This is a genomic window from Cohnella sp. WQ 127256, from assembly GCF_024519285.1.
Classification (GTDB): Bacteria; Bacillota; Bacilli; order Paenibacillales; family Paenibacillaceae; genus Cohnella.
Map to the genome: position 1 here is coordinate 210,851 of NZ_JAMZCY010000006.1, position 24,226 is coordinate 235,076.

Annotated in this window: 21 protein-coding genes; 15 read left to right on the plus strand and 6 right to left on the minus strand. The window is 44.5% G+C overall.

The annotated features are described in order from the left end of the window. Positions 1-288 precede the first annotated feature (288 nt). Positions 289-1,680 carry a CAP domain-containing protein gene (locus M1K58_RS19370; protein ID WP_256760524.1) on the plus strand — a complete coding sequence of 464 codons (1,392 nt, stop codon included), beginning with the start codon at positions 289-291 and terminating at the stop codon, positions 1,678-1,680. Between the two features lie 20 nt (positions 1,681-1,700). On the opposite strand, the gene M1K58_RS19375 is transcribed toward M1K58_RS19370, so the two are convergent. Continuing rightward, complete coding sequence (locus tag M1K58_RS19375) at positions 1,701-3,074, minus strand: M14 family zinc carboxypeptidase (RefSeq protein ID WP_256760525.1); 1,374 nt, start codon at positions 3,072-3,074, stop codon at positions 1,701-1,703. A 208-nt stretch (positions 3,075-3,282) separates the two neighbouring features. Between M1K58_RS19375 and M1K58_RS19380 the strand changes: the two genes are divergently transcribed. Both M1K58_RS19380 and M1K58_RS19385 read left to right on the plus strand, forming a co-directional pair. Beyond that, on the plus strand, positions 3,283-3,861 hold the full coding sequence (locus M1K58_RS19380; RefSeq protein ID WP_256760526.1) for a DoxX family membrane protein: 579 nt from the start codon (positions 3,283-3,285) through the stop codon (positions 3,859-3,861). A gap of 135 nt (positions 3,862-3,996) precedes the next feature. Next, a complete protein-coding gene (locus M1K58_RS19385; RefSeq protein WP_256760527.1) occupies positions 3,997-4,593 on the plus strand; it encodes an AAA family ATPase in 597 nt (198 codons plus the stop codon). Here the strand turns inward: M1K58_RS19385 and M1K58_RS19390 are convergent. From M1K58_RS19390 to M1K58_RS19405, 4 genes are all read right to left on the minus strand, one after another. After that, the gene (locus M1K58_RS19390) at positions 4,590-5,234 is read right to left on the minus strand and encodes a DUF2306 domain-containing protein (protein WP_256760528.1); all 645 of its coding nucleotides are present in this window, start codon (positions 5,232-5,234) and stop codon (positions 4,590-4,592) included. The two genes, M1K58_RS19385 and M1K58_RS19390, sit on opposite strands and share 4 nt — an antisense overlap. Before the next feature lie 207 nt (positions 5,235-5,441). Continuing rightward, the gene (locus tag M1K58_RS19395; protein WP_256760529.1) at positions 5,442-6,197 is read right to left on the minus strand and encodes an amino acid ABC transporter ATP-binding protein; all 756 of its coding nucleotides are present in this window, start codon (positions 6,195-6,197) and stop codon (positions 5,442-5,444) included. A gap of 14 nt (positions 6,198-6,211) precedes the next feature. Continuing rightward, positions 6,212-6,880 carry an amino acid ABC transporter permease gene (locus M1K58_RS19400; RefSeq protein WP_256760530.1) on the minus strand — a complete coding sequence of 223 codons (669 nt, stop codon included), beginning with the start codon at positions 6,878-6,880 and terminating at the stop codon, positions 6,212-6,214. Between the two features lie 23 nt (positions 6,881-6,903). Further along, the gene (locus tag M1K58_RS19405) at positions 6,904-7,758 is read right to left on the minus strand and encodes an amino acid ABC transporter substrate-binding protein (protein ID WP_256760531.1); all 855 of its coding nucleotides are present in this window, start codon (positions 7,756-7,758) and stop codon (positions 6,904-6,906) included. A 366-nt stretch (positions 7,759-8,124) separates the two neighbouring features. Between M1K58_RS19405 and M1K58_RS19410 the strand changes: the two genes are divergently transcribed. From M1K58_RS19410 to M1K58_RS19435, 6 genes are all read left to right on the plus strand, one after another. Then, the gene (locus M1K58_RS19410; protein ID WP_256760532.1) at positions 8,125-9,492 is read left to right on the plus strand and encodes an extracellular solute-binding protein; all 1,368 of its coding nucleotides are present in this window, start codon (positions 8,125-8,127) and stop codon (positions 9,490-9,492) included. A gap of 80 nt (positions 9,493-9,572) precedes the next feature. Further along, complete coding sequence (locus M1K58_RS19415; protein ID WP_256760533.1) at positions 9,573-10,466, plus strand: carbohydrate ABC transporter permease; 894 nt, start codon at positions 9,573-9,575, stop codon at positions 10,464-10,466. A 17-nt stretch (positions 10,467-10,483) separates the two neighbouring features. Continuing rightward, positions 10,484-11,368: a carbohydrate ABC transporter permease gene (locus tag M1K58_RS19420; protein WP_256760534.1), complete on the plus strand. Its 885-nt coding sequence runs from the start codon at positions 10,484-10,486 to the stop codon at positions 11,366-11,368. A 10-nt stretch (positions 11,369-11,378) separates the two neighbouring features. Further along, positions 11,379-13,166, plus strand: a complete 1,788-nt coding sequence (locus tag M1K58_RS19425; RefSeq protein WP_256760535.1) for a sensor histidine kinase — start codon at positions 11,379-11,381, stop codon at positions 13,164-13,166. Position 13,167: 1 nt separating this feature from the next. Next, on the plus strand, positions 13,168-14,355 hold the full coding sequence (locus M1K58_RS19430) for a response regulator transcription factor (RefSeq protein WP_256760536.1): 1,188 nt from the start codon (positions 13,168-13,170) through the stop codon (positions 14,353-14,355). Between the two features lie 108 nt (positions 14,356-14,463). Continuing rightward, the gene (locus M1K58_RS19435; protein WP_256760537.1) at positions 14,464-14,910 is read left to right on the plus strand and encodes an OsmC family protein; all 447 of its coding nucleotides are present in this window, start codon (positions 14,464-14,466) and stop codon (positions 14,908-14,910) included. A gap of 121 nt (positions 14,911-15,031) precedes the next feature. On the opposite strand, the gene M1K58_RS19440 is transcribed toward M1K58_RS19435, so the two are convergent. After that, positions 15,032-15,784 (minus strand): MBL fold metallo-hydrolase, encoded by a 753-nt coding sequence (locus M1K58_RS19440; protein ID WP_372339186.1) that lies wholly within the window; start codon positions 15,782-15,784, stop codon positions 15,032-15,034. Positions 15,785-16,358: 574 nt separating this feature from the next. Between M1K58_RS19440 and M1K58_RS19445 the strand changes: the two genes are divergently transcribed. The 6 genes from M1K58_RS19445 to M1K58_RS19470 all read left to right on the plus strand — a co-directional run bounded on the left by M1K58_RS19445 (position 16,359) and on the right by M1K58_RS19470 (position 24,198). Continuing rightward, positions 16,359-17,711, plus strand: coding sequence for an arsenic transporter (locus tag M1K58_RS19445; RefSeq protein WP_256760538.1), 1,353 nt, complete (start codon positions 16,359-16,361; stop codon positions 17,709-17,711). A gap of 27 nt (positions 17,712-17,738) precedes the next feature. Next, a complete protein-coding gene (locus M1K58_RS19450) occupies positions 17,739-18,395 on the plus strand; it encodes a DUF2642 domain-containing protein (protein ID WP_256760539.1) in 657 nt (218 codons plus the stop codon). Between the two features lie 306 nt (positions 18,396-18,701). Continuing rightward, entirely contained in the window at positions 18,702-19,682 is a 981-nt protein-coding gene (locus M1K58_RS19455; RefSeq protein WP_256760540.1) for an ABC transporter permease, read from the plus strand. 66 nt (positions 19,683-19,748) lie between these two features. Further along, positions 19,749-20,612, plus strand: a complete 864-nt coding sequence (locus M1K58_RS19460; RefSeq protein ID WP_256760677.1) for a carbohydrate ABC transporter permease — start codon at positions 19,749-19,751, stop codon at positions 20,610-20,612. Positions 20,613-20,684: 72 nt separating this feature from the next. Continuing rightward, positions 20,685-22,397, plus strand: coding sequence for a type 2 periplasmic-binding domain-containing protein (locus M1K58_RS19465; RefSeq protein WP_256760541.1), 1,713 nt, complete (start codon positions 20,685-20,687; stop codon positions 22,395-22,397). A gap of 136 nt (positions 22,398-22,533) precedes the next feature. Next, positions 22,534-24,198, plus strand: coding sequence for an extracellular solute-binding protein (locus M1K58_RS19470; protein WP_256760678.1), 1,665 nt, complete (start codon positions 22,534-22,536; stop codon positions 24,196-24,198). Positions 24,199-24,226 lie beyond the last annotated feature (28 nt).

Below are 24,226 nucleotides of genomic sequence, written 5' to 3' on the forward strand. Positions count from 1 at the left end.
CGATAAACAGATGATGGGGCACCCAAAGGGTGCTCCATCATCTGTTTATGAATTTGATTAGCTTCCCCGCTGATTTTGACGCCTTCCAGTATCGTATTCTCCCAAACAGGAAGTAAGTCTGTCTCTCCCCATGAATATCGATCCCCTCCTGATTCGGATATAAACTCTTTAGTTCATTTTAATTAAGTGTGAAAAGACGTAATTTACTAAGCTTCACAAAGGGGATATCCGATAAATAGGGGAGCAAACGAAGAGAATGTAAAAATAGAAGTGAAAGTAGATGATCAGATGAAGCACTTGCATAAGGTACTAACAGCACTCCTATTCACAGTATTGCTATCAGCTATGAATACTAACGTTATACAAGCAGAAGGGGTAATGCAAAAGGATGAATTTGTGGATGTGTCGCCGCAACACTGGGGCTACAATAATATTAAATGGGCTATAACGAATGGAATCATCCAAGGTGATGGTAAAGGGAGCTTTCATCCGAACGATCAAGTGACCTCAACTGAGTTTCTGGTCATGCTACTGCGGGCTTACTCGGATGATATCACTCTTCCTGATCTCAATGCATCGGAGAAGTGGTACGATCCCTATTATACGGTGGCATACAAATTAAATTGGCCGGTTTATCGCTCACAAGGAGACAAGTATAGCCGAGGTGAGGTTGCAACTCTGATCGCGTATTTAGCAGGTAAAGAAGTCAGTGCAGACGAGGCCATTCAGTATTTACTCGATAGAGGCTTGGCCAAAGGAAAAACTTCAAATACGGTTACAGGCTTCGGGGCAAAGGATTCTTTAACACGTGCAGAAGCTGTGACATTTATTAAGAACGTTAAGGATAAGCTACCCTCTCTGGGGGCTCTTTCAGAAAGTGGATTAAAGCTCTTCGATGTAGCCCTGGGAGATACGGAAAAATCTATCATTGAGAGAATGGGTGAACCCGGACGTAAAGAGGCTAGCGGGTACGGATTCACTTGGTATATCTACAATGGAAATTATGCAAAATACGCTCAAATCGGTATGCACAATGGAAAGGTAGTTGCCCTATTTTCCAATGCGAAGGGAGCTTGGAACTCTCCTGCTGGAATAAGAGATGGGATCAAAGCTAGCGAATTGTCAGCAATAGTTGGGGAAACTATAGGACAAGTCAAGAGATATGGGTACAGCAGTTCAAATGAGGTGATCGAATACTTCCTCGATAATTACAATGATAATAAAGTCGATGCGATCCTTCTCAGAAGTAAGACCGGCATCATAGGTGCAAACGATAATAATGATAATTCCAAGGGAAATCAATTAGCGAGCACGTATGAGCGTCAAGTATTTGATTTAACCAATGTATTTCGTCAAAAGAATGGAATTGGTTTACTAGAGTGGGACGATCTAATAGCAGACACGGCAAGGAAACATAGTCAGGATATGAGCAAGAGGGACTATTTCGATCATACCAATCCTGAGGGTCAATCCCCGTTCGACAGAATGAAAGCAAATGGGATATCTTACTCCTCGGCTGCGGAAAATATTGCGTCCGGCTACGATAATGCTTTCGATGTTTATAACGGTTGGTTGAATTCCTCAGGACACCGTAAAAATATGCTGAACAATAACTTACAGCGGCTTGGAGTAGGAATTTACGATGGGCAATATACTCAAAACTTCTATACACCGAGATAATAGGATAGATCTTGAAGTCATTAGCGTACTTCGACTTCGGATGGAGGAACCGGATCAGCAGATTGCTCGGGTTCCTCTGTTTCTTGAGGCTCTTTCACAGAAAGCTCGAGAAGCACTACAATCTCTTCGGCGGACAACCTGCGGCTATTTCTATCCGATATCCAACGGAGATGGCCTTCATCAGATTTGATCTCCAGCCAGTCACCTTTGGAACGAGTGATTTCATAGTTTCCAATAGGCAGCTTTCCGAACGTTCTGACGCTAAGCACCGGATATTCATAGGCTGTTGCTTCCTTCCGTAGCTCGATCCAGCCGATTGCTTCTTGGGGCTGTAGCTTATCCATTTCGTTTATAACTGCTGTTGTACCGAACAGCCAAGCGGCATCCTCATTCTGCTTCCAGATTCGGTCCCAATTCGAATAAGGCACGTCTCGTTCCCCAATAGCTGGGCTAAGCTCAGGTGTCAGGCCAGGCTGCCCAAACTCTTGGATGAACCAATCGGTAAATCCTCCACCGGATGGTTGAGACACGGGCTTGATCAATCGATATCCCGTCATGTTCGAGTAGGTGGTTGCAAGCGAGAGGTCACGTTGCAAATGGTCCGCGGGAGTCTTGTAATTCCAATAGACAATTTCGCCAGAAGAATGATAGGAAACGGCTATCGCAGGCTTTACGCTTAAAGCCAGATCAAACATGGCTTTTGCTTCCTTGGCCTGGAGCGGCGTCTTCCCTTTGTAATTCATGTAATGGGGAGCAGGAGCTTGATTTTTAATGTTTTCCCAGTCAGCCGGGTACTGTCGATTCAAGTCTATCCCTTTGGCATTTGCCTTCCAGCGCTTGAAGTTACTGCTGTTCCCGTTCATCTTAAGTAGCGCAGCATGGTCTTGCTTCGGAAAAGCAGCTAGCCCTTTCTGCTGCAACGTCACACCATCGGGATTGACCATGGGGACGATCTGAAATGTGATGTGCTCAAGAAGATCACGAATCTGGTAATTCCCCCATTTCGCGTCGTTATATTCGTTGATCGCAATTTGCTCCGTCATTTCCATCAGAAGGATGGTGGAAATCCACTCACGTGCATGATGGGAGCCGTTCAGTAGTACATTTATCGGTCCGTGACCGACCTCGATTACCCATAGGTTGCGATTATATTCACTTTTACCGACTGAACGATATTGGATGAGATCGGGATACTTATTCGCGAGTGCTTGGATATCCCGTGTCATAATGTCATAAGTATAAATTTGCTTAGGCTTTACGATATCGTTGGGGGATTTAGCCCATACCGCTCTGAACGATACTGGAAATAGTGCGATAACGAGAAAACAAATCACGAGAATGGTGGAGGGAATACGGGGGCGATAAATCATCGGATGAGTCGTAAAACCAAACATGAGAGTTCCCCTGTCTATTTCGAAGTGAATATACAATATTCGACATCCTTCGACAGAAGCCCTTCTTGTTATATCTAAATTCTTCCTAACCTCAAGACAATGACGAAATAACCCAATTATTTGGCGAATATCCCCAATTCTATTTACAGTTCTTAATATATCTGTATGATGGAGTAGTACGTAATCATATCAGATGGAGATGATATCAATGACAATCAAAGAAGAATTGAAGGGGAAAAATATCATTATTCCCGAAAACCCGGTGTCAAATTTCTTGTTTAATAACACGAGATCGGGGCTATTATGGTTGGTTGTTCGACTGTACTTAGGGTATGCTTGGCTGAACGCAGGTATACATAAGGTTACGAGTGACAAATGGGTTGGAAGCGATGCAGGGGCTGGGCTTACAGGGTTTGTTAAAGGGGCAGTAGGTAAAGCCGCTGACGGCAAGGACGTAACGGGCTGGTATGCATCATTCCTAGAAAATATGGTGCTTCCTAATGCGAAGGTTTTCTCCTATTTCGTTGCATTCGGTGAGGTGCTTGTAGGTCTGGGTCTTATTCTGGGTCTATTGACTGGCGTTGCAGCTTTCTTCGGTGCATTCATGAATGCGAGCTTCTTGTTTGCAGGTACTTTGAGCACTAATCCGTTGCTGTTCATCCTTGCAACTTGGATCGTGCTAGGCTGGAAAGTAGCTGGATGGTACGGTTTAGACCGCTGGGCACTTCCGTTTCTCGGAACACCTTGGAATAGCCGGAATAAGAAAAATCAATCGATTTCCGGTTAAAATTAGCAAATTAGCAAACTATACTTTCCGATAAGCAGCTATCATTGCTCACGTCCTTGTTTAGTGGAACATCACTGATAAGGACGTGAATTTTTGTATTTCAAATGATTTTTTAGGAGAAGGATGTAGAGAGCTATGATGATTTGGGTCAATGGGGCATTCGGTTCTGGAAAAACACAGACTTCATTCGAATTACAGAGAAGAATCCCAAATTCCTTTGTCTATGATCCCGAGAATGCGGGCTACTTTATTCGTAGAAACATGCCTAAGGAGCTTTCAAAGGGAGATTTTCAAAACTTTCCTATGTGGCGGGAGATTAATTATTCACTATTGAAATATATAGATAGCAAGTATGACGGAATAATTATTGTTCCCATGACGGTAGTTGATCCGATCATTTTCGATGAAATTGTAGGCGAGTTAAGGAAAAGTGGAGTGACGGTCAACCATTTTACATTATGGGCATCAAGGGATGTCTTAGAAAAAAGGTTGCGAAGCAGGGGCGAAGGAAAAAACTCGTGGGCTGCACAACAAATAGATAGATGTTTGAGTGGATTATCCAATGATGTTTTTCAGCAACGTATTGCTACGGAGAACATGTCGATTGAAGCTGTCGCTGAAACAATAGCATCCATATTAAATATCAGTTTATTACCTGATCATAGAGGATGGCTGAAGAAAAGAGTTGACCGTATTAAAACACAAGTTAAACATATCCGTTTTTTCAATTAGCGGCCCCTTGTACGTAATCTTCTTCTAATTATAAGCTCTGCTAGCAATAGATTCGGCACCCAAGCCAACCATGCGATAACCATAAAAGTATCGTTCGTATCTGTCAGCCCTAAGAGGGCTCCCGCCAGCGGAGTGTAGATACGGAGGGTGATGCCCGCACAAGTGAGTGCATAGTTTCTTATCATCCATCGGCCATGCTCAATCGGATCACGAATAACGATGATGCTTCTCAAACCGCGGAAGAGGGTATATAGCGATGCAACAGAAAGAGTTCCGAAGCCGACTTGGGCGATCCAACCCCCACTCGCATAGAAGGCTAAGTACAGACCCGTTAAACCTCCAACAATGATCATAGCGGTATAAATATAGCCAATCTTGAGATGTGTGCCCGGAGCCCTTTTGCGAAGCCGCTTAGCAAACTGAAGCCAGCCGACAGCGATAGCTATCCCAGCGGTGACCGCATGCACCCATAGGACGATGTACCACAGATCAGGTAATTCCCCTTTTTCCGTTACAAACTCTTGCTCCCGTAAGCTGTCTGGCGATCCATAGAGAATTAAGGCATAAGCTCCAATCGCTAAAGCCAGAAAAGCCAAAATGCCGAATGCCCACGTACGCTTAGTACTTCCTCGTGATTTCATCAACCAAACCCCACAATCAATTGTAATTTTTTGCTAATTACAATGTATATCGCGGCTCTTCATCCTTACAGCGGCTTCCGATGGGGTGGGTTCTCCGTCGGAGGTCGGGTTGTAGTCGATCGTAGTCTTGCGCGACCAGCAATGGCTAAACAAAAGACCGAGATCCTCCAACGATTGGAGTATATCTCGGCCTTTTGTTTTAATATGTTATTCGTCAACCTGCCCACTGAGGCGGTTAAGAAATTGTATGGCTCGTGGGGTCTTTGGATGATTAAATACTTCATTCGGTGAGCCTTGTTCGATAATGAAACCATTATCCATCAGGATGACTTGGTCAGCAACGTCTGCAGCGAATTTCATCTCGTGAGTTACGATAGCCATTGTCATCCCTTCTGCGGCTAGCTGCTTCATGACCTTCAGTACTTCACCGACCAGCTCGGGATCAAGTGCAGATGTAGGCTCATCGAATAGCAGCACTTCCGGATCAATAGCCATTGCTCGGGCAATGGCTACCCGCTGCTGTTGTCCTCCCGACAGCTTATGGGGATAGGAGTTAGCTTTATCAGCAAGACCGACCTTGGCTAGCAGAGCTTCGGCGCGTTTGTGTGCTTCAGCTTTGGGCTTCTTCTGTACGGTTACTTGTGCTTCCATAATATTCTCGATAGCCGTCATATGCGGGAATAGATTAAAGGATTGAAACACCATTCCCGTATTTTGGCGAAGAGCGACAATATCTTTCTGGGATATCTTAGTGGGCTGTTGGAACTCGAAGGTGTTCTCCCCCAGCTTAAGCGACCCCTTGTCGGGCATTTCCAGAAGGTTGAGGCATCGGAGGAGTGTCGTTTTTCCTGATCCGGATGGACCGATAATAACAAGAACCTGGCCCTTCTGGAGAGTGAGATCGACACCCTTCAACACTTCCAGAGAACCGTATGATTTATGCAATCCGCGAACTTCGATCATCTACACGGTCTCCTTTAGCTGGCTGAGGAACGTTCGAGACGTTTCTCCAAGTAATTTTGTAAAGTGGATAAGATGGTGCTGAACGCCAAGTAGATGACGGCAGCTTCGCAAAAGATAACCATAGGCTCATAAGTAACGGCAGAAATTTGTTGTGCTACCTTGAACATGTCAGTAAAGGTTACGATAGCGACTAGAGATGTATCTTTAACGAGACTGATGAAGGCATTACCGAGCGGAGGAACGGATACTCGCGCAGCTTGGGGCAAAATAACACGTCTTAATGTCTGCAAACGGGTCATCCCAAGCGATTGAGCCGCTTCCCATTGGCCCTTATGAATGGACAAAATGGCTGCTCGTACGATTTCAGAGCAATAGGCACCTACGCTAAGCGAAAGCCCGATAACGGCTGTCGTGTACACATCAAGCGTAATCCCTACACTAGGCAGTCCGTAGAAAATAATAAATAGCTGCACCAACAGCGGAGTTCCCCGAATGACCCATACGTAGAAGCTAGCAATCAGCTTGGGGATCTTCCAGGAGGACAATCGGACAAGCGCTGTAATGATAGCTAGCGTTAAGCCCAATGCAAATGTAATTAAGGTAAGGGGGATTGTATAAAGAACCCCTGCTTTAAGCAGGGGCCAGAAGGAGTCGAGTAAAATTTCTATTTGACGATCGTTCATCGCTCTGACATCCTTTGTTCTAATTATTTGGAAACATCAGTACCGAAATATTTCTCGGAAATTTTAAGATAAGTGCCATCGCTCTTCATAGCGGCAAGAGCTTCGTTGACGGCTGTGATTAATTCTTCGTTTTCTTTACGGAAAAGTGCTGCGCTGTAGGAAGCTTCTTTCGTTTCGTCTACCACTTTAATTTTTACATCTGGCTTCTGTTTTTTCAGATCCAAGTAGGACAAGCCGTCATTAATAGTAGCATCTACACGTTTTGTAAGTAACAAATCGATCGCTTGGTTAAAGCCATCCGTATTTACGATTTCTGCACCATTCTCTTTTGCGATAACAGTCAGATTGCTTGTTAACGACTGAGCAGCGGATTTGCCTTTAAGATCGGCAAGCTTTGTGATTTCGGTATTGTCCTCATGGACAAGTAATACCGCTTTGGAAACGATGTAAGGCTCGGAGAAATCATATTTTTGTTTGCGATCGTCTGTAATCGATACTTGATTAAATACGACGTCAAATCTTTTAGCATCAAGTCCAGCAATCAAACCATCCCAAGGTGTCTCTAGAAATTCTGGCTCTACACCAAGACGTTTGCTAATCTCTTCTGCAATTTCTACGTCAAACCCAGTCAATTTGCCATCTTTATCATGATAAGTAAAAGGAGCGTAAGTTCCTTCTGTACCTATTTTGAATTTGCCACTAGCTTTAATATCATCAAGCGAGCTTTTAGCAGCAGGGCTAGATGATGCTGTACTTGCTGCTGACTCTGAAGGTGATGCAGATGCGGATGGTGATGCAGAGTTCGAGTTGTTACCGCAAGCTGCTAGGAATACCACGGTTAATGCGAGTAGTAATGAGAATAAGCTAGTTCTTTTCATACAGAGTACCCCTCTCTCTATCCACTTTATATTTTCTGACATGTGCCAGTAAAATGAATAGTACACTCTCAAAGGAGCGGAGTCAACACTTTTCCGACAAAATTACTAGGATTAATAAAAAAGTTGTCGAAAAAGGGTGAATGGTGGTTTGTGGATCCATTTTCTTCAATTGTAGATCGAGCAAAAAACCTCGGCGTTTATCGAATGCTGATAGCTTTTCCATTTTTATTAGTAATGAAACAACCAGGGCGATAAAAGTTAGACAACATCTTGAAAAAACAAACATCTCCTCCTAAGTTACTTTATTGTGTGCGCTTACAATTGGACGCATAATGTGGTTATCACATTCTCAAGGGGGATAAAACAATGAAAAAGATGAGCAGAAAAGTAATGTGTACCGTCATGGCAGGCATACTCGCAGTCAGCTTGTCCGCATGTGGATCTTCCGGCAATAACGGCAATAATAGTAAGGAAGGGGCTTCTTCACCAAAGGCTTCAACTCCAGCTGCTAGTAAAGCCGCGAGCAAAGAAAACATCACGATCACTTTCCAGAACATTTATCCAGATCAGACGGACCCGAAATACGGTATGATCCGCAAGATCGTTGCCCAATACGAAGCTGAACATTCTAATGTGAAAATTGAACTGGATTCTCTGAATACGGATCAGCAGAAGCTGAAGCTAAAAACGCAAGCAGCTTCGAAGGAAGTTCCAGATATCACAATCGTCAACCCAGCTGCTCAGATGCAACCCTTCATAGACGCTGATCTATTCGCTCCGCTGAACGAGATGCTCGGCAAGAACGGACTTAAGGATACATTCCAAGAAGGAATTCTCGACTATTATACTTTTAACGATAATGTATATGCATTGCCGGATGGCAATAATATCGCTCTTATTTACTACAATAAAGCAATGTTCGCTCAAGCGGGCGTCAAAGTGCCGACGACATTCGAGGAAATGGTCGAAGTCGTGAAACAGCTCAAGGCGAAAGGAATCCAACCGATGGCTATCGGTGAGAAGGATTCATGGACGGGTTCATTTTTATTCATGAACGTGCTGCTTCGCACGAACGGCGGCCCTGGCTTCCTGAAAGATGTGGTTGATGGCAAGAAAACGTTCGAGGATCCAGCATTCACTGAAGCGGTTGACGCGTTCCAATCCCTCGTTCAAGCGGGAGCCTTCCAGGAAGGTGCGACTTCCTTCGATTACAACGCGGGCGAGAACCTATTCAAGACAGGCAAAGCGGCCATGTATTTCATGGGTAGCTGGGCGACGGGGGGCATCGAGACTTCGTCAGTGGGTGAGAAAGGCGAGGTTGGTGTCTTCAAGTTCCCGACTGTAGGTGGCAAAGGTAACCCAGACGAATTCATGCTTGCACCAGGTAGTGCGTTCGCGGTATCCAAGGATAGCAAGCATCTGGATGAAACGTTAGACTTCTTGAACTACTTCATGTTGAACTACCCGAAAGAAGCATTCGCAGTGAAAGGTGCGGTTGGCGTCGCTCAGAAAGTAGATGGCGATTTCAAAGCAGCTGGATACTCCGATATGGCAATGGAAGTTCTGGGAATGTTCAAGGGAGTTAAAGGTGGGGATCTCGCCTTCGATAACACGATGAATCCAGGTACAGCACAGGTCCATCTGTCCAGCATTCAAAACTTGTTCGTGGCGAAGAAGGATGCAGCCGAAGTAGCTAAAGAGCACCAAAAAGGTTACGAAGAGAACAAGGAATAATATCCGTCGAATCGATACGAAGGGGGACGCTCGGCGCCCCCTTTTCGTCATCGACGAGAGGTGTGAAGGAGGCGAAGGCCATGAACATATTGAAAGTATCCCGCTGGACGATTGCGGCATTCGTGCTGCCATGCTTGCTCCTATATGTCTGTCTAGTGTTCGTTCCGATTACCGTCTCCATTTACAGCGGAATGTTAGATTGGAATGGAATCGGTGTTTCCAAATTCATCGGTTTCGCCAATTACAATAAAATGTTTACGAACGATGCCATATTCTGGCCTACGGTTGGTCGAACGCTACTGCTGGCTGGGTTCTCCATGCTAGTTCAATTGCCAATTGCGTTGTTCGTAGCGATATTGATCAGCCGGTACGTTCGCAGACCGAGCTTTCTTGTTTCGAGTTATTTCCTTCCCGTCATCCTATCCGTAGTCGTCATCGGTCAATTATGGAAGACCATCTATAACCCCGCATCCATGGGGGGGATGATTAATCAACTCTTAATCAAGCTTGGCTTAGATTCCTGGACTCATTCTTGGTTGACTGAACCGAAGGTGGCCATTTACTCCATTATAATCGTTGCTCTTTGGCAGTATTTGGGCTACCACATTCTCATTCAATTTACGGGTATTCAGAACATTCCAGCCGATATTTACGAAGCCGCCAAGATTGATGGTGCAGAAGGCTTCCAAGCTGATCGATACATTACGTTACCTATGATCGTCCCTATTTTCAAAATTTCCGTCGTGCTTTCATTTATCGGCTCTCTCCAGTCGTTTGATCTCATTATGGTCATGACGGGTGGGGGGCCCGCACACACAACTGACGTGATATCCAGCCATATGTACAACATGTCATTCCTATCCATGAAGTATGGATACGGTAGTGCCATTGCCTCATTTCTAGTTGTCGTTTGCCTCGCGGCTACAATGCTGGTTAACCTGCTGTTTAACAGATTAGACAAACGATTCTCGTAAAAAGGGAGGCGCTCCGCATGAGCCAATCTGCAAGTGTAACGGTTACTAAGCAGCCTGTTGTCCATGTTCAACGCAGCCGCTTCTCCATCACGAAAGCTCTTGTATTTATCTTCTTGGGCATACTCATTATCACACAGCTATATCCGCTCATCTGGCTGCTCATCTATTCGCTCAAGACCAATGAAGAAATCCTATCGGGTAGCTTCTTTTCCCTACCATCAGTATGGCAATGGAGTAATTATTCCTCAGCTATCGAGGGAGGGAACTACTGGAAATATCTATCTAATAGCTTACTAGTAACGGTTGTCACCTTAACGTGTGTTATCCTATTGGCTTCGCTGACAGCGTTCGCGATAACTCGATTTCGCTGGAAATACGGTCAGCTCGTCCTGCTTGTTTTCCTACTCGGAATGATGATCCCGATTCAAGCAACATTGCTCCCGCTCATGAAAATATTCAAGGGCATGGATATCTTGAACACGCATCTGTCCCTGATATTACCTTATATTGCTTTTCAAACACCGATTGCTGTTTTTATAATGAGCGGATTTATGAAGACGTTTCCTCAAGAAATCGAAGAATCAGCGGTCATGGATGGAGCTGGAGTGTTCCGAATCTTCGGTAACATTATGCTCCCAGTCTCAATTCCGCCGATTATGACGGTGTGCATCCTAGCTTTTATTAGTGTCTGGAACGAGTATATTTTGGCGGCTACGTTCATCTCATCTGAGAAGCTCAAAACCCTTCCTTTCGGAGTGTATAGCTTTGTCAGCCAATATTCGGTCAATTACGGAGCGATTGGTGCCTTTCTCGTACTCGGTGCTTTACCGGTTATTCTGATTTACTTCCTACTCTCGGAAAAAATCACAAAGGGCATGGTCGCAGGCGCTGTAAAAGGGTAATATTGGAATTATGATAAACTTCCGATCGATACACGGCCGTCTTTTCTTAATATTCCTATTCTCCATGCTTGGGTTGCTTCTTATCGTCAGCTTGGTCTATTATCAGCGGGCGACGGATCAAATCCGGGACAAAGTGAGCGTCGTCGCCGAGAAGAACATTTCGCAGACGGTAGGCTTATTCGAGCTTATGCTCAAAGGATATGACAGCGTAACCAAAGCTTTGAATAGCAACAATGAGCTGATGAGGCTGCTACGGAATCCATCATCGGATCAATCTGCCGAGGGAGTTGATCTTGAGCGGCGTATTACCGACATTCTAGGGGCTATTTTCTATTCGCGTAACGATATTGTCGGTATCCATATCGTAACCTATCAGGGTAAAGTGTTTAGCTTCGACCGTTCCGTAGGCGCTGCTGTACGGGAGTACTCGGAGACGAAATGGTTCGAAGCTCTTAAGCAATCATCCGGTAAAATGATGTGGCTGGGTGTGTATCCCGAATCACTCCTGAGCGGAGGGATCGAGCGGCCTGTGTTCGCATTCGGCCGCCAATTGTTCGAGCTTACTGCATTAAAGAGGGTCGGTATTGTGTTGATCGAGACTGAAGTGGACTCTATCGTATCAGCGCTCTCGAACGCCAGCTTGGGACCAGGAAGCAGCGTAATCATCCAAGGCTCGGAGGGAGAGGAGATCATCCGCACGAAACCGGTGGAGGATGGAATGGAAATCGTTCCGTCTGGTTGGCCTGGCTCTCTGGGAATCGGCGAAGTGATGATTAATGAGCGTGAGAACTCTTTGATCACCGCGGCTCGGATTGGTATGGCGGATTGGACGGTCATCAGTATTACGCCGAAACGAGATCTCAAGCTTGAACTCAAGGAGACGCAACGGTTTCTATTGACTGTCATTATTGTGCTAGTCATTGCGGCAACCGTACTAGCGACACTTGTATCTCGTTCCTTCTCATCGCCGTTCAAACGACTGATCCACCAGATGAAACAAGTGGAGCTTGGTAACTTTAATGGTCAAGTTCATGTGCAATCCTACCAGGAGCTTAACGTGTTGGTGGGTTCCTTTAATCGAATGGTATATCAAATGGATGATTTGATTGATCGTATAAAGATAGCCTCTTTAAGTGAGAAGAACGCACAGCTTCAGGCGCTACAATCCCAGGTGAACCCTCATTTTCTATTTAATACGCTGGACATGATTTATTGGATGCTTGACGAACGAGAGAATGACCGGCTAGGCAAGGTGATTTTAGCCCTGTCACAGATCTTTCGTTACAGTAGTGATTGGGAGGATGCTTCTCGCGCTACCCTTCGTCGTGAGCTCGACCAGCTGCGCCATTATTTGATTATTGCGGAAACCCGGCTCGGCGGACGCGTTCAAACCACATTCGAGGTGGATGAGCGTTGGATGGATATTGAGGTTCCCAAAATGATTTTGCAGCCTATCATCGAGAACTCTGTGAAATATGGACTGGAGCCACTGAACCGTCCAGGTTTGTTGCGTATTTCGTCGATGGAAATGGACGGATATTTGCAAATCATCGTGGAGGACAATGGCGTGGGGATGGAGGAGGAAGCACTCCAGCGGCTTACTCATTCTCTTCGTGATGTAAGTAGCAATGCGAGTGGTGCGCAGCCGTCTGGTAGACGTGGAATCGGCTTGCAGAACGTGCATCGGCGCATTGGCTTAATGTTCGGCGAATGCTATGGGATTGAGATCGAAAGCCAGAAGGAGCTTGGAACGACTGTCATTGTGACGATTCCTATTTCGATCGAAAGAGGGTATTAGGATGAATATTCTTGTCGTCGACGATGAAGATGTCATCAGAAGTGGGATTGAAAGGACGATTAAGCGAAGCTTCCCGGAGCACCGCATCCTTCTTGCTACGAATCCGGCAGAGGCCATTCAGCAGCTCAACAGCGAAGCAATTGATCTTGTCCTTACGGATGTGCGCATGCCTGGGATGACAGGACTTCAGTTAATGGAAATTTCCCGTAGAAGCCATGCCCATGTCAAATGGGTTGTGATATCCGCATACTCTGAGTTCGCCTACGCGAAAGAGGCAGTTCATCTGGGGGCTAAGGAATACTTGCTCAAGCCGATTGGCAAGGACATTCTGATTAGTATGATTAGTAAATTAGGGGATGAAATCGCCAGGGAGAATGAATTGTCTAAGGATGTATACCTCTTAAAGGGAAATTTACGGTTCCTTCGGGAGGCTGTGTTTGCCCGTTGGGCGTCCGGACTTGATCTGGGGGGAATCGACCTTAAGCCTTTTATTGAAAATCATCCGTATTTTCAACTCCTCATGATCAAGATGGAAAGTGACCTTGATGTGCGTGTGGAGCATTTTATAGTAGAAAATGTTCTTACGGAATTGATTGAATCCATGGGCCGAGGGTTCGTAGCTAGCATCGATGGGAAGAGTTTGCTAGGCTTGGTCACATTGAGTGAAGAAAGTAGCATGCACCAGTTAGTAGAGCAATTGCGCAGCCACTTGAAGAGATATGTGAAAGCACCGTTCCAGGTGCTTCATACGGATCGTATTTCAGATTTCGCTAAGGTTCCTGCTGAAGTGCAAAGCATGCGCAAAGCTTCCGCTAGTACAGTATACGACCATTATGCAAGTGGTGGAGGTCAGTCGATTGAAGTCGCGTTTCAATATATTAAGACGCATTTTCATACAGAGCTGAGCTTGGAGAAGGTCGCTGCCATCGTTTATTTGAACCCAGTTTACTTCAGTCAATTGTTTAAACAGAAGACTGGCAGTGGGTTCAAGGAGTATATCACTCACCTTCGACTTGAGCGTGCTATGGAGCTACTTCGGACATCCGATCTGAAAATCACCGACATCTCTGAACGTGTGGGCTACCCAGACATGCGCCACTTCTCGCAAATTTTCCGTAAGAAGAACGGCAACACACCCTCGGAGTATCGTCGATGTATGAGCGAGATTCATTCTGTAGAGCATTTGTGATGAACGGTTATTGACTGTGACTCTAAATCTACCTATAATAAACCTAATACCCAGTAAACAGGTTGGTATTATACGCTGGGATCGGGACTTATTAAAGGAGATTATAATATGGCTAATGTCCAAACCTTTAAAGCAACAGCGCAACTGCTAGATGGAGTTAAAGTTAAAACGACGAGTAGACACTTCGAGCTAACCATCGATGAACCAAAGAGCTTGGGTGGAACGGATACTGGGATGAATCCAGTGGAAGCTCTACTTGCCTCACTTGGAGCTTGCCAATCTATCGTAGCGAGGGTTTATGCACCTAAGTTTGGCGTTAAACTTGATGATTTCCGTGTGGAGGTAGAAGGGGATCTTGATCTCGATGGATTCTTCAACAAATCGGATGTCCGTCCAGGCTACTCCGATATCCGTTATACATTTTATGTCAAAACAGATTCACCAAAAGAGAAGGTTGAAGAATTTGTTCACTTTTTAGAGAGCAAATGCCCTGTTGGAGACACAATTGCCAACCCGGTTAATCTCAAACTAGCTAATGTCATTATCGAGAATTAGACTAAACCCGAGCTTGCGATCAATTATTGGAGAGCTGTAACAGGTATTGTGACCTGCTGCAGCTCTTTTTGCATTACCTGTTTGTTTTTCTGTTCGATTTTCGATTTGATCGGTTCAGTCGTTATTCCTTTTCACATGCAAGCTCTGCAAGTCTTTTCCCCACATTATCGTTAAATAATCCGCCATGGTAACAAACCACCGATTTGATATCGAAGGCAGTTAGCTTCGCAATAGAAGCTTGAGCAGTAGGTTGATCTAATGTTGTGCTGAGGTCTGTTCCCCATAGCTGTCCATCCCTTACGGTAAGGGCATCACCCGCAATTAATGTGCGAGAGGCTTCATGATAGAGACTGATGTGCCCTGGAGTATGGCCCGGAGTATCAATAATGATGATGCCACCACACCAAGGTAGACGATCACCGTCAGCAATAACGAGATCGACTGTGGCCCGCGGAGGGTTAAGCATAAGAGTGCGGAGTCCTACTCGAAAGGATTCTGGCACAGTGTCAGGGAGATGATCCAGACTTGCGATTGCTTCGTCCGTGAAGCGAAGAAGTCTTTTGTCCCCTTGAATGTAGGGCTTTTCAATGGCATGTGCCGAAACTTCAATCCGTGAATGTGAGCCCTCCACTAAATCCTGCAAATTGCCAATATGATCGATGTCCTGGTGCGTGATGATGATTCGATTCAGTTGTCCGAGGTCTACTCCATAGGAGGCGGCTTCAGCCTGAAGTTGTTTGGTCTGACGGGGAAACCCCGTATCTATGAGTACCAAGTCCTGATCGTTCCATAGTAGAACGGGATGGATGGTGTCCATGCGGCCCAGAACAGGGGCGGTTATAGAAAGCATAGCAATACCTTGATCAATAAGCACTTAGGTTCACGCTCCTTGGAATGATGGAGGGTTCCCGGCCGGGGTCTCTACTCTTTATTGTAAGAAATATTTAAAAAATGTAAATAGAAAAATATTATATTATAACATAAAAATAATTATTTGTCAATACATTAAATGTGAAAAATTAGGGAAATAGAAAGGGGAGTTTTCGCCGAAACTCGAAATGCTGCGCTAAGCCGATCCGAGCGGTCGAATCTCCTCTCTCAAATCTGCACGTACCTTCCGAGGCAGTCTCTTCTTTTTTTGATGTAAAAAAGCTAGGCAAACGTCATTCATAGCAATATGCCATTGATAGAGAATTGTACGAATAGGTAGCTATCTTCTACAGGCAAACGTCATTCATAGCTAAGTGTAAAGGAGAGCAATTCGTTGGAATAATGAGAAATGAGGATATTGCGTAGTACTAGCTATGCTTCAAATTCATACAATGCAAATGTAAATACAAAACAAATAAGAGGGAGGGAGGAATGACGGTATAGCTAATTTGATTCAGTAAGGCTAGCAAATGAAGGGGTAGATCAGAGAAAAAGTAATTTGAGAAGAGGTAGGGCAAATGCATGACATCATGATTATTACAACGATTGCTGCCTTTTTGTGCACCGTCGCCTTTATATTCTGGCGTCCTCATGTGAATGAGGCGATCCCAGCAACGATTGGTGCGATTATTGTTCTCTTTAGCGGAAGTGTTTCATTAACGGATCTAGGGAATATTACGGAAACGATAGGCGGAGCAGCCGTGACCATTATGGCAACCATCGTAATGGCCATTGTATTAGAAAGCTTTGGATTCTTTCATTGGGCGGCGGAGAAACTGGCTGCGAAAGCCAAAGGATCCGGAATCCGACTATTCTGGTACACGAACCTTCTCTGCTTCCTAATGACCCTCTTTGTCAACAATGACGGCAGTATATTAATTACAACACCTATTCTATTAATGCTACTTCATCGTTTAGGGCTTAAAAACCATCAGAAAATACCCTATTTATTGTCTGGCGCCTTAATAGCAACTGCCTCCAGCGCTCCAATTGGAGTTAGTAATATCGTCAATCTCATTGCACTTAAGATTGTTCATATGGACCTCTATATGCACACGGCAATGATGTTTGTTCCAGCGACTCTAGGGCTAGTGCTACTTTCTCTCTTGTTGTTTGCTAATTTCTACAAAGTGCTACCTCATAAACTACCCGCTCTCAAGCAAGGACATTGGCATCTCATGACGGAGAAGGGAGATCACCCGTTGAAGGGTGACGCCGAGCTTATTCCTAAGAAGATTACGACGAAATTCATGAGAAATATTCTTATTTTCGTATTTGCAGTCCGATTAAGTCTTTTCGCAGCTTCCTTCGTACACTTTCCGGTTCCTTTAATGGCGGTTATTGGCTCAACTCTCTTATTAGCATGGCGTTGGTATTACTTGAAGGTTTCTCCTAGGGACATGATCAAGAAAACACCATGGTATATTCTCATCTTTGCATTCTCGATGTATGTCATTATTTACGGCTTGAACAATATCGGATTAACGCAGTGGCTCATCCATCAAATACAACCGATTGTCACGGGCGGCTTGCTTCAAGCTAGTGTTGCGATGGGAGTCTTGTTGTCCATCTTGTCTAACATTTTCAATAACCATCCCGCTTTAATGGTCGGAACACTTACTTTAACCAATATGGGGCTTGATCCCCTTACCTTAAAAATCTCCTACTTGGCAAGTGTAATCGGTAGCGACTTAGGTTCACTTCTGTTACCCATCGGTACCCTTGCAACCTTGATGTGGATGCATATTGTCAAGAAGGGTAAGGTGAAAATAACCTGGGGCGACTATATGAAGGTGACCTTTCGTGTCATTCCGATCAGCTTGTGCTTTACATTAGTTCTCCTAGCGTATTGGGTGCATTGGATCTTCTAAGTCAGTCATGAAAGGGAGGGTTCTAATATGAGTCATCTTCAACGATTAGTAGGTCAGCAAGTAGATGTAGAAATCGCAAGAAGCTGTATTTTTTCAGGAACACTAATCGATGTGGGACACGACATGCTGGTTTTATTTTTTCAACAAAAGTATTTGTATGTCTCTTTACTGCATGTAAAGAACGTCAAAGTAAGTCTGCAATCGAATAGCCCCTCAGATGAAGAGATTGACATGGACTATCGACCCGTAAGTCTGACATTCCGAAAGGCACTAGAAAATGCAACAGGACGATTTGTGGAAATCTATGTAGCTGGTAATAAACCCATTCATGGCTATATCACGAGTGTAATTAATGATTACTTTGTATTCTATTCCCCCATCTATAAATCGTTGTATATTTCTATGAGCCATGTGAAATGGTTGAGCCCGTATCGTATCGACTCCACACCTCCCTTTCCTGGCAGTATGTTCCCACCCGTACACCCAGGTACAGTAGGTCAAACCTTTGAAGCACAATGTAAAAGGCTTGAGGGGAAAATGGTTATGATCGATCTGGATGATCAACCTGATAAAATTGGCTTGCTTCAGAAGGTGGATAACCCTGTTGTTGAACTCTTGAATGCCACTGGGGATAAAGTGTACTGGAATATACAGCATATCAAAACGTTATTTACTCCGATATAAAAAAGACGACCTTCTAAATAGAAGGTCGTTCAGTAGAAGAGGTATGCAATAATGCACATAAATAGGTTATGACAGTAGATCGTAAAAAGTTTGGGTGTTAAAAACACAACGTGGAGGCTAATGAAGCCTCTTTTTTTTTGTTTCTGCTCTAAGATCAGATTGTTCATGGGGAAGTGTAAACAATCGGGTTTTTGTTATATAGTTTCGTAAATTTTAGGGGGGTAGAATATAAAAGTAACGAAGCTAGGGGACTTTCAAGAAAAGTCTAAAACGAAATATAAGAACATTTCATTATGGGGGATGAGCATGTCGCAAGCAACGACAAAACGGCAGTATGCAGCGATTCCGCCGCAGCAGGGCGAGTTTAGGGAGAAAGGCTTCTTCAGTAAACTGTCTAAGCAATGGGATATTCAGCTGATGGTTTGGCCTGGGATTTTGTTGGTCTTTGTATTTTCCTACATTCCAATGTACGGCGTTCTTACTGCGTTCATGGATTATAACGTGTTTTCTGGGGCGCATATCTTCGAAAACCCATGGGTAGGTTTCAAGCATTTCGAAGCTTTCTTTAATGCGCCGGCTTTCAATACGATTATGAGAAATACGATTATTGTTAGCCTACTGAAATTCCTTATAGGCTTTCCGGCACCGATCATCTTGGCTCTTATGCTGAATGAAGTTCGTCATATGGCTTTCAAACGTTTTGTGCAAACGATTACTTATTTGCCTCACTTTATGTCTTGGGTTATCGTGGGCGGCTTAGTCATGTCATTGCTCTCGACGGAAAATGGAAGCGTTAATATTTTGCTGGAGAGTGTGGGGGCAATTAATGAGCCGATCAACTTTCTTTCTATTAATGAATATTTCTGGGCGATTCTAGTTTCAACGAACGTATGGAAGGAAATCGGGTTTGCCTCCATCGTATATCTGGCGGCAATCGCTTCCGTAGATCCGCACATGTACGAAGCGGCGGACATTGACGGGGCTAGCAAATTCAAGCAGATCTACTTAATTACGATACCGACAATTATGCCGGTCATCACGATCTTCATGATTCTTGCGATGGGTAACTTCCTGAATGCCGGATTCGAGGATATTTTGATTCTTGCTCAGAATCCCGCACTTAGACCGGTTTCCGATGTTATCGATACGTATGTATACCGGGTTGGCTTGCAGAACGCGAAATATTCATATGCCGTTGCCGTTGGATTGTTCAAGGCAGTCGTGAGTATTGGGCTTCTGACGACGGCAAACTACTTGGCTCGAAGATCTGGAAACAGCCTGTGGTAAAACTTAAATCATACTGGGGGTTGAAGTACGTTGAGTTTCAAGCGGTTGAGCTATAGCGATCGAATTATGGTAGTAAGTATATACGTATTCCTTATCCTGTTATCCTTTTCTGCGCTATACCCCTTCTGGAATGGTTTAGTTATTTCATTCAATGAAGGTCTCGATACCTCGAAGGGCGGCATAACGTTCTGGCCGCGAGCCTTCACGTTGGACAATTATGAAGTCGTCTTCGGTGATAATAATCTCATGAACGCGTTCTTTATTTCCATCAGCCGAACGGTGATCGGTACCGTTACTGCCATATTCATGACGGCGTTACTCGCTTATGGATTAACCAAAAATCATTTGATGGGGAAAAAGTACTACACCATATATTTCATCTTCACAATGTATTTCGGCGGCGGACTGGTGCCAACGTTCCTACTAGTCAGGTCATTGGGTTTGATGGACAACTTCTTGGTATTCATTATTCCCGCTTTAATTAGCGTTTGGAATATGATCGTCTTCCGTACTTTCTTTAAGAGCTTGCCTGCAGGACTTGAAGAATCGGCGCAAATCGACGGCAGCGGCAACTGGGGCACCTTTTTCAGAATCGTGCTTCCGCTTTCTGGACCGATTATCGCTACATTAGGGCTATTCACGGCAGTGGCGCATTGGAATGACTGGTTTATGCCAACCATCTACATTTTCAATGAAAAGCTGATGCCGGTCCAAACCGTATTGAGACGGATACTTAACGCGAATCTCATACAAGAAATGAACAATACGTTAAGCCCTGAGATAGCGGAGCGGTTAGCCAAGAAGAGTCTAACCTCCAAGGCACTCATCAATGCGACGATTATGGTCGTCACTCTGCCAATCATGCTCGTTTATCCTTTCGTGCAGAAGTATTTCGTTAAAGGTGTATTGGTTGGCTCTTTGAAAGAATAGTTCGTTTCCTATTGGTTTCGGGCGTATATCGCTTTGAACATATTAACAGTTTAGAGAGGGGTAAAAATGGGTATGAAGAACTTTAAAAAGCCGTTATTGCTTGCTGTATCGGTAGTATTAATTCTTGCAACTGTACTTGCTGGTTGTAGTAATGGAGGCAAAAATGATTCATCGGCATCTCCGAGCAGTAATGCGGCTTCAACGGCTGAGAGCAGTCCTAGTGCTAGCAGTCCTAGTGCTAGCAGCGAGACACCTGCACCGCAAGGCTGGGTGTTTGGTTCCGAGCCTCTCGAATTCTCTGCCTTCACCAACTATGATTGGCAAGACTTCCCGGCAAAGATGGAAGATAATCCATTCTGGAAGTATTTGAAGGAAAATAAAAAAGTCAAAATCACACCGATTCTAGGAAAAGGTAATGCTGCTCAGCTTATGACGACAATGATGGCTTCTGGCGATCTTCCTGATCTCATCTATGGTAACCGCTTCTCACCTGACGTTAGTAGATTATATGAAGCGGGTAAGCTCGTTGCGTTAGACGACTACCTGGATAAATATCCAAACTTAAAGAAATTTTTAGACAACAAATTTATTGATATGCTGCGTATGCCAGATGGCAAGCTATACCAGTTCCCGAACTGGTACACGGACCACTCGACGAACACAGCAGGTTATGTAGTTAACAAAAAAATCTACGAAGAACTAGGCTCTCCTAAACTTGAAACGATGGACGATTTGTACGCCTATCTCGTTCAAGTCAAAGAAAAGTACGGTAAAGAAGTTATTCCATTCGAACCAGATCGCACGGTAGATGCACAAGGTATTGGCTTATTGTACACAGGATTTAAGGAGGGGGCACTGTACCAATCCCTTGGATCCCAGATAATGGGCACAGTAACGGGTGATAAGCTCACTTCTATCTTTGCTGATCCAGCTTTCCATGAGTCTCAAAAATTTGTTTCCAAGCTGTACCGTGAGAAATTAATCTCTCAAGATATGTTCACGCAAGATAGAGGAAAGGTGCTGGAGAAGTTAATAGCTGGACGCGTAGCGGTCTATGCAGGCTCTGGTGTTACGACTTACGCTTCTCAAGGTCATTATGAATTAATTAAATCCGATCCGAATGCCGGTTACTTCATGATCAAGCCGCTAGTTAAGGCGGGTCTTGACAGCAGCAAAGTATTTACAGGTGGTTATGATGCGCTTGGCTGGAACGTAACGGTGATTACAACTTCAGCTGAAGATCCGGAGAAAATCTTCGCGTTCTTGGATTATAATACAAGCCCTGAGGGTATGGCGATTCAATTCTTCGGTCCAGAGGGTGGCAACTGGAATGGATTTGACGAAAATGGATATCCAAATTTCACAGACACTTATAATGTTAAAGAAGTAGCGGATATTCAAACGAAAAATGATTTTGTCAACATCGCCGGAAACAGTATTTATATTGACCCAGCTAAGAATAAGCTTGAAGATTCCAAGCCTGCTGATCAACAAAACTGGCAAGCTCGTTGGCAGAAGGAGATTACTTGGCCGTCGGGTAACGACATTACAGAATTCAGAACGAATCTAAATCCACCAGCGGATGGAGCGCTTGGAGATACTTTACAATCCGTTTCTGATCTACTCGAACAAATCCTATCGGAATCCGCGACCGCTAAGAGCGATGAGGAGGTCGACAAAATACTGAACAATGCGGATACCGCCGCAATGAAGCTTGGATACCAAGCCCTTCTCGACTGGCGTACAGAGAAATGGCAAGAGAATAGAAAGATTCTCGGCAAATAAGGTTGTAATCATCCCAAGGGATCCTTTTGGATCACTTGGGATATATATGTATTATTTGCATTTTTAAACTCAAAAAATTGTTATATTAGATATGGCTTTTATTAGGCGAACAAGGGGGCATGGCGTAGTGAACGAAATGAAAAATGGGTTCCTGCATCTATTATCATTAGTAGTTATTATGTCTATTTTAGCTGCCTGCAATGGTGCGGATAGATCTACTGTCCCCGATTCAACGGTAATACCTGAAGAAGTAAATGGTGATAGGAATAGGCAAGAAGATGGATTGTATAGGTTTGGTGTTGAACCGCTAAATATTACATTTTATGCACACTACAGCTCTTACAATATGCCGCAATGGGGCGCTGACCCCTCTTCGAAGTGGATTCAAGAGCATATGAAAATTAATGTAAAGGCCATTGGCGCAGAAGGGAACGGTAAGCAAAAGCTTCAAAAGCTGATTGCCAGCAAAAAGCTACCGGATATTATTTGGGGCCAGCGAGATTCCGATTTGGAGCGATTAAGAGGAGCGGGTCAGCTTGTACCTCTAGACGATTATATTAATAAGTATCCTAATCTTAAACATTGGGCAGGGTCAAAGATATTAAATCTGCTCCGTGCGGAAGACGGGAAAATCTATTATTTTCCCAACTACTATACGAACCGACCAAATGGCAATGCGGGTTATGTAGTGAACAAGAGGATCTATAGAGAGCTAGGTTCCCCGAGGCTGGAGACGACGGATGATCTATATGACTATTTAAAGCAGGTAAAAAGGACCTACCCAGGGGTTGTCCCATTCGAAACGGGTATTGCTAAGGAAGGGCATGGCATTGATCAGCTGTTCTCTGCGTTCAAGGAGGATAACTTCAGCTTTACTAGGGACTATGCGGTTACAAACGGAGATCAAATGACGTCCATTTATAAAGATGAAGGCTTCCGAGAGTCAGCGATATATGTGGCAAAGCTGATGCGTGAAGAGTTGATGACTCAAGACGCGTTGACCCAGACAGAGGAACAGGTAAGTGAGAAGCTCATGAGCGGTCGAGTTGCCGTATTTGCTAGCGCCGATCCGATGAAGATGGCGATGTTGGCAAATGCCGAGCTATCGAAGAACAACCCCGAGGATGGTTATTTCTTCATAGATCCGATCTATAAGGAAGGGTTGGATAGAAGTCGAATTTACCCGGGTACATATAATATATTGGGCTGGAATGTAGCTACCATAACGACAAGTGCTGAGAATCCGGAGGCGATATTCGCTATGTTGGATTGGATGACAGGTCCGGAGGGCTCATCTGTCCAAATGTGGGGGCCTCCAGGTCCGGATGGTTATTGGAACGGCCTCAAGGAAGATGGAGTCACCCCCTCGTTTACGAGTAAATATAGTGAAGATTCAGAAGGTCTAGCTCATATTCAATCCATTTCAGGAGATATGGTATGGGTCGGTAACACCGTGTTCTTAGATCAAACGAAAAGTAAATACGAGGCCTTGTTACCAGAATCGAAACAGAACTGGGCAACCTACTGGCAGAATAAGGTGACTTGGAAGTCGCAGGGCGATGCGACACCGTTTATTAACCTTCACCCGATGCCGGATTCGGAACAGGGGGCTATCTATCGGCAAGTTAAGGATATTTGGCTAAAGGCAAGAGCAGATGCCATGTTTGGCAGGACGAATGAAGAGGTTTTGAAAATATTAGATCTTGCCCATGACCAATCCATGGCCATTGGATTTCAACGTTATCTAGATTTCATCACAGAGAAATGGCTTTCCAATCTAGATCTGCTTAGATCAGAATAATATATCTTTGACTTCTAGGGGGAGATGG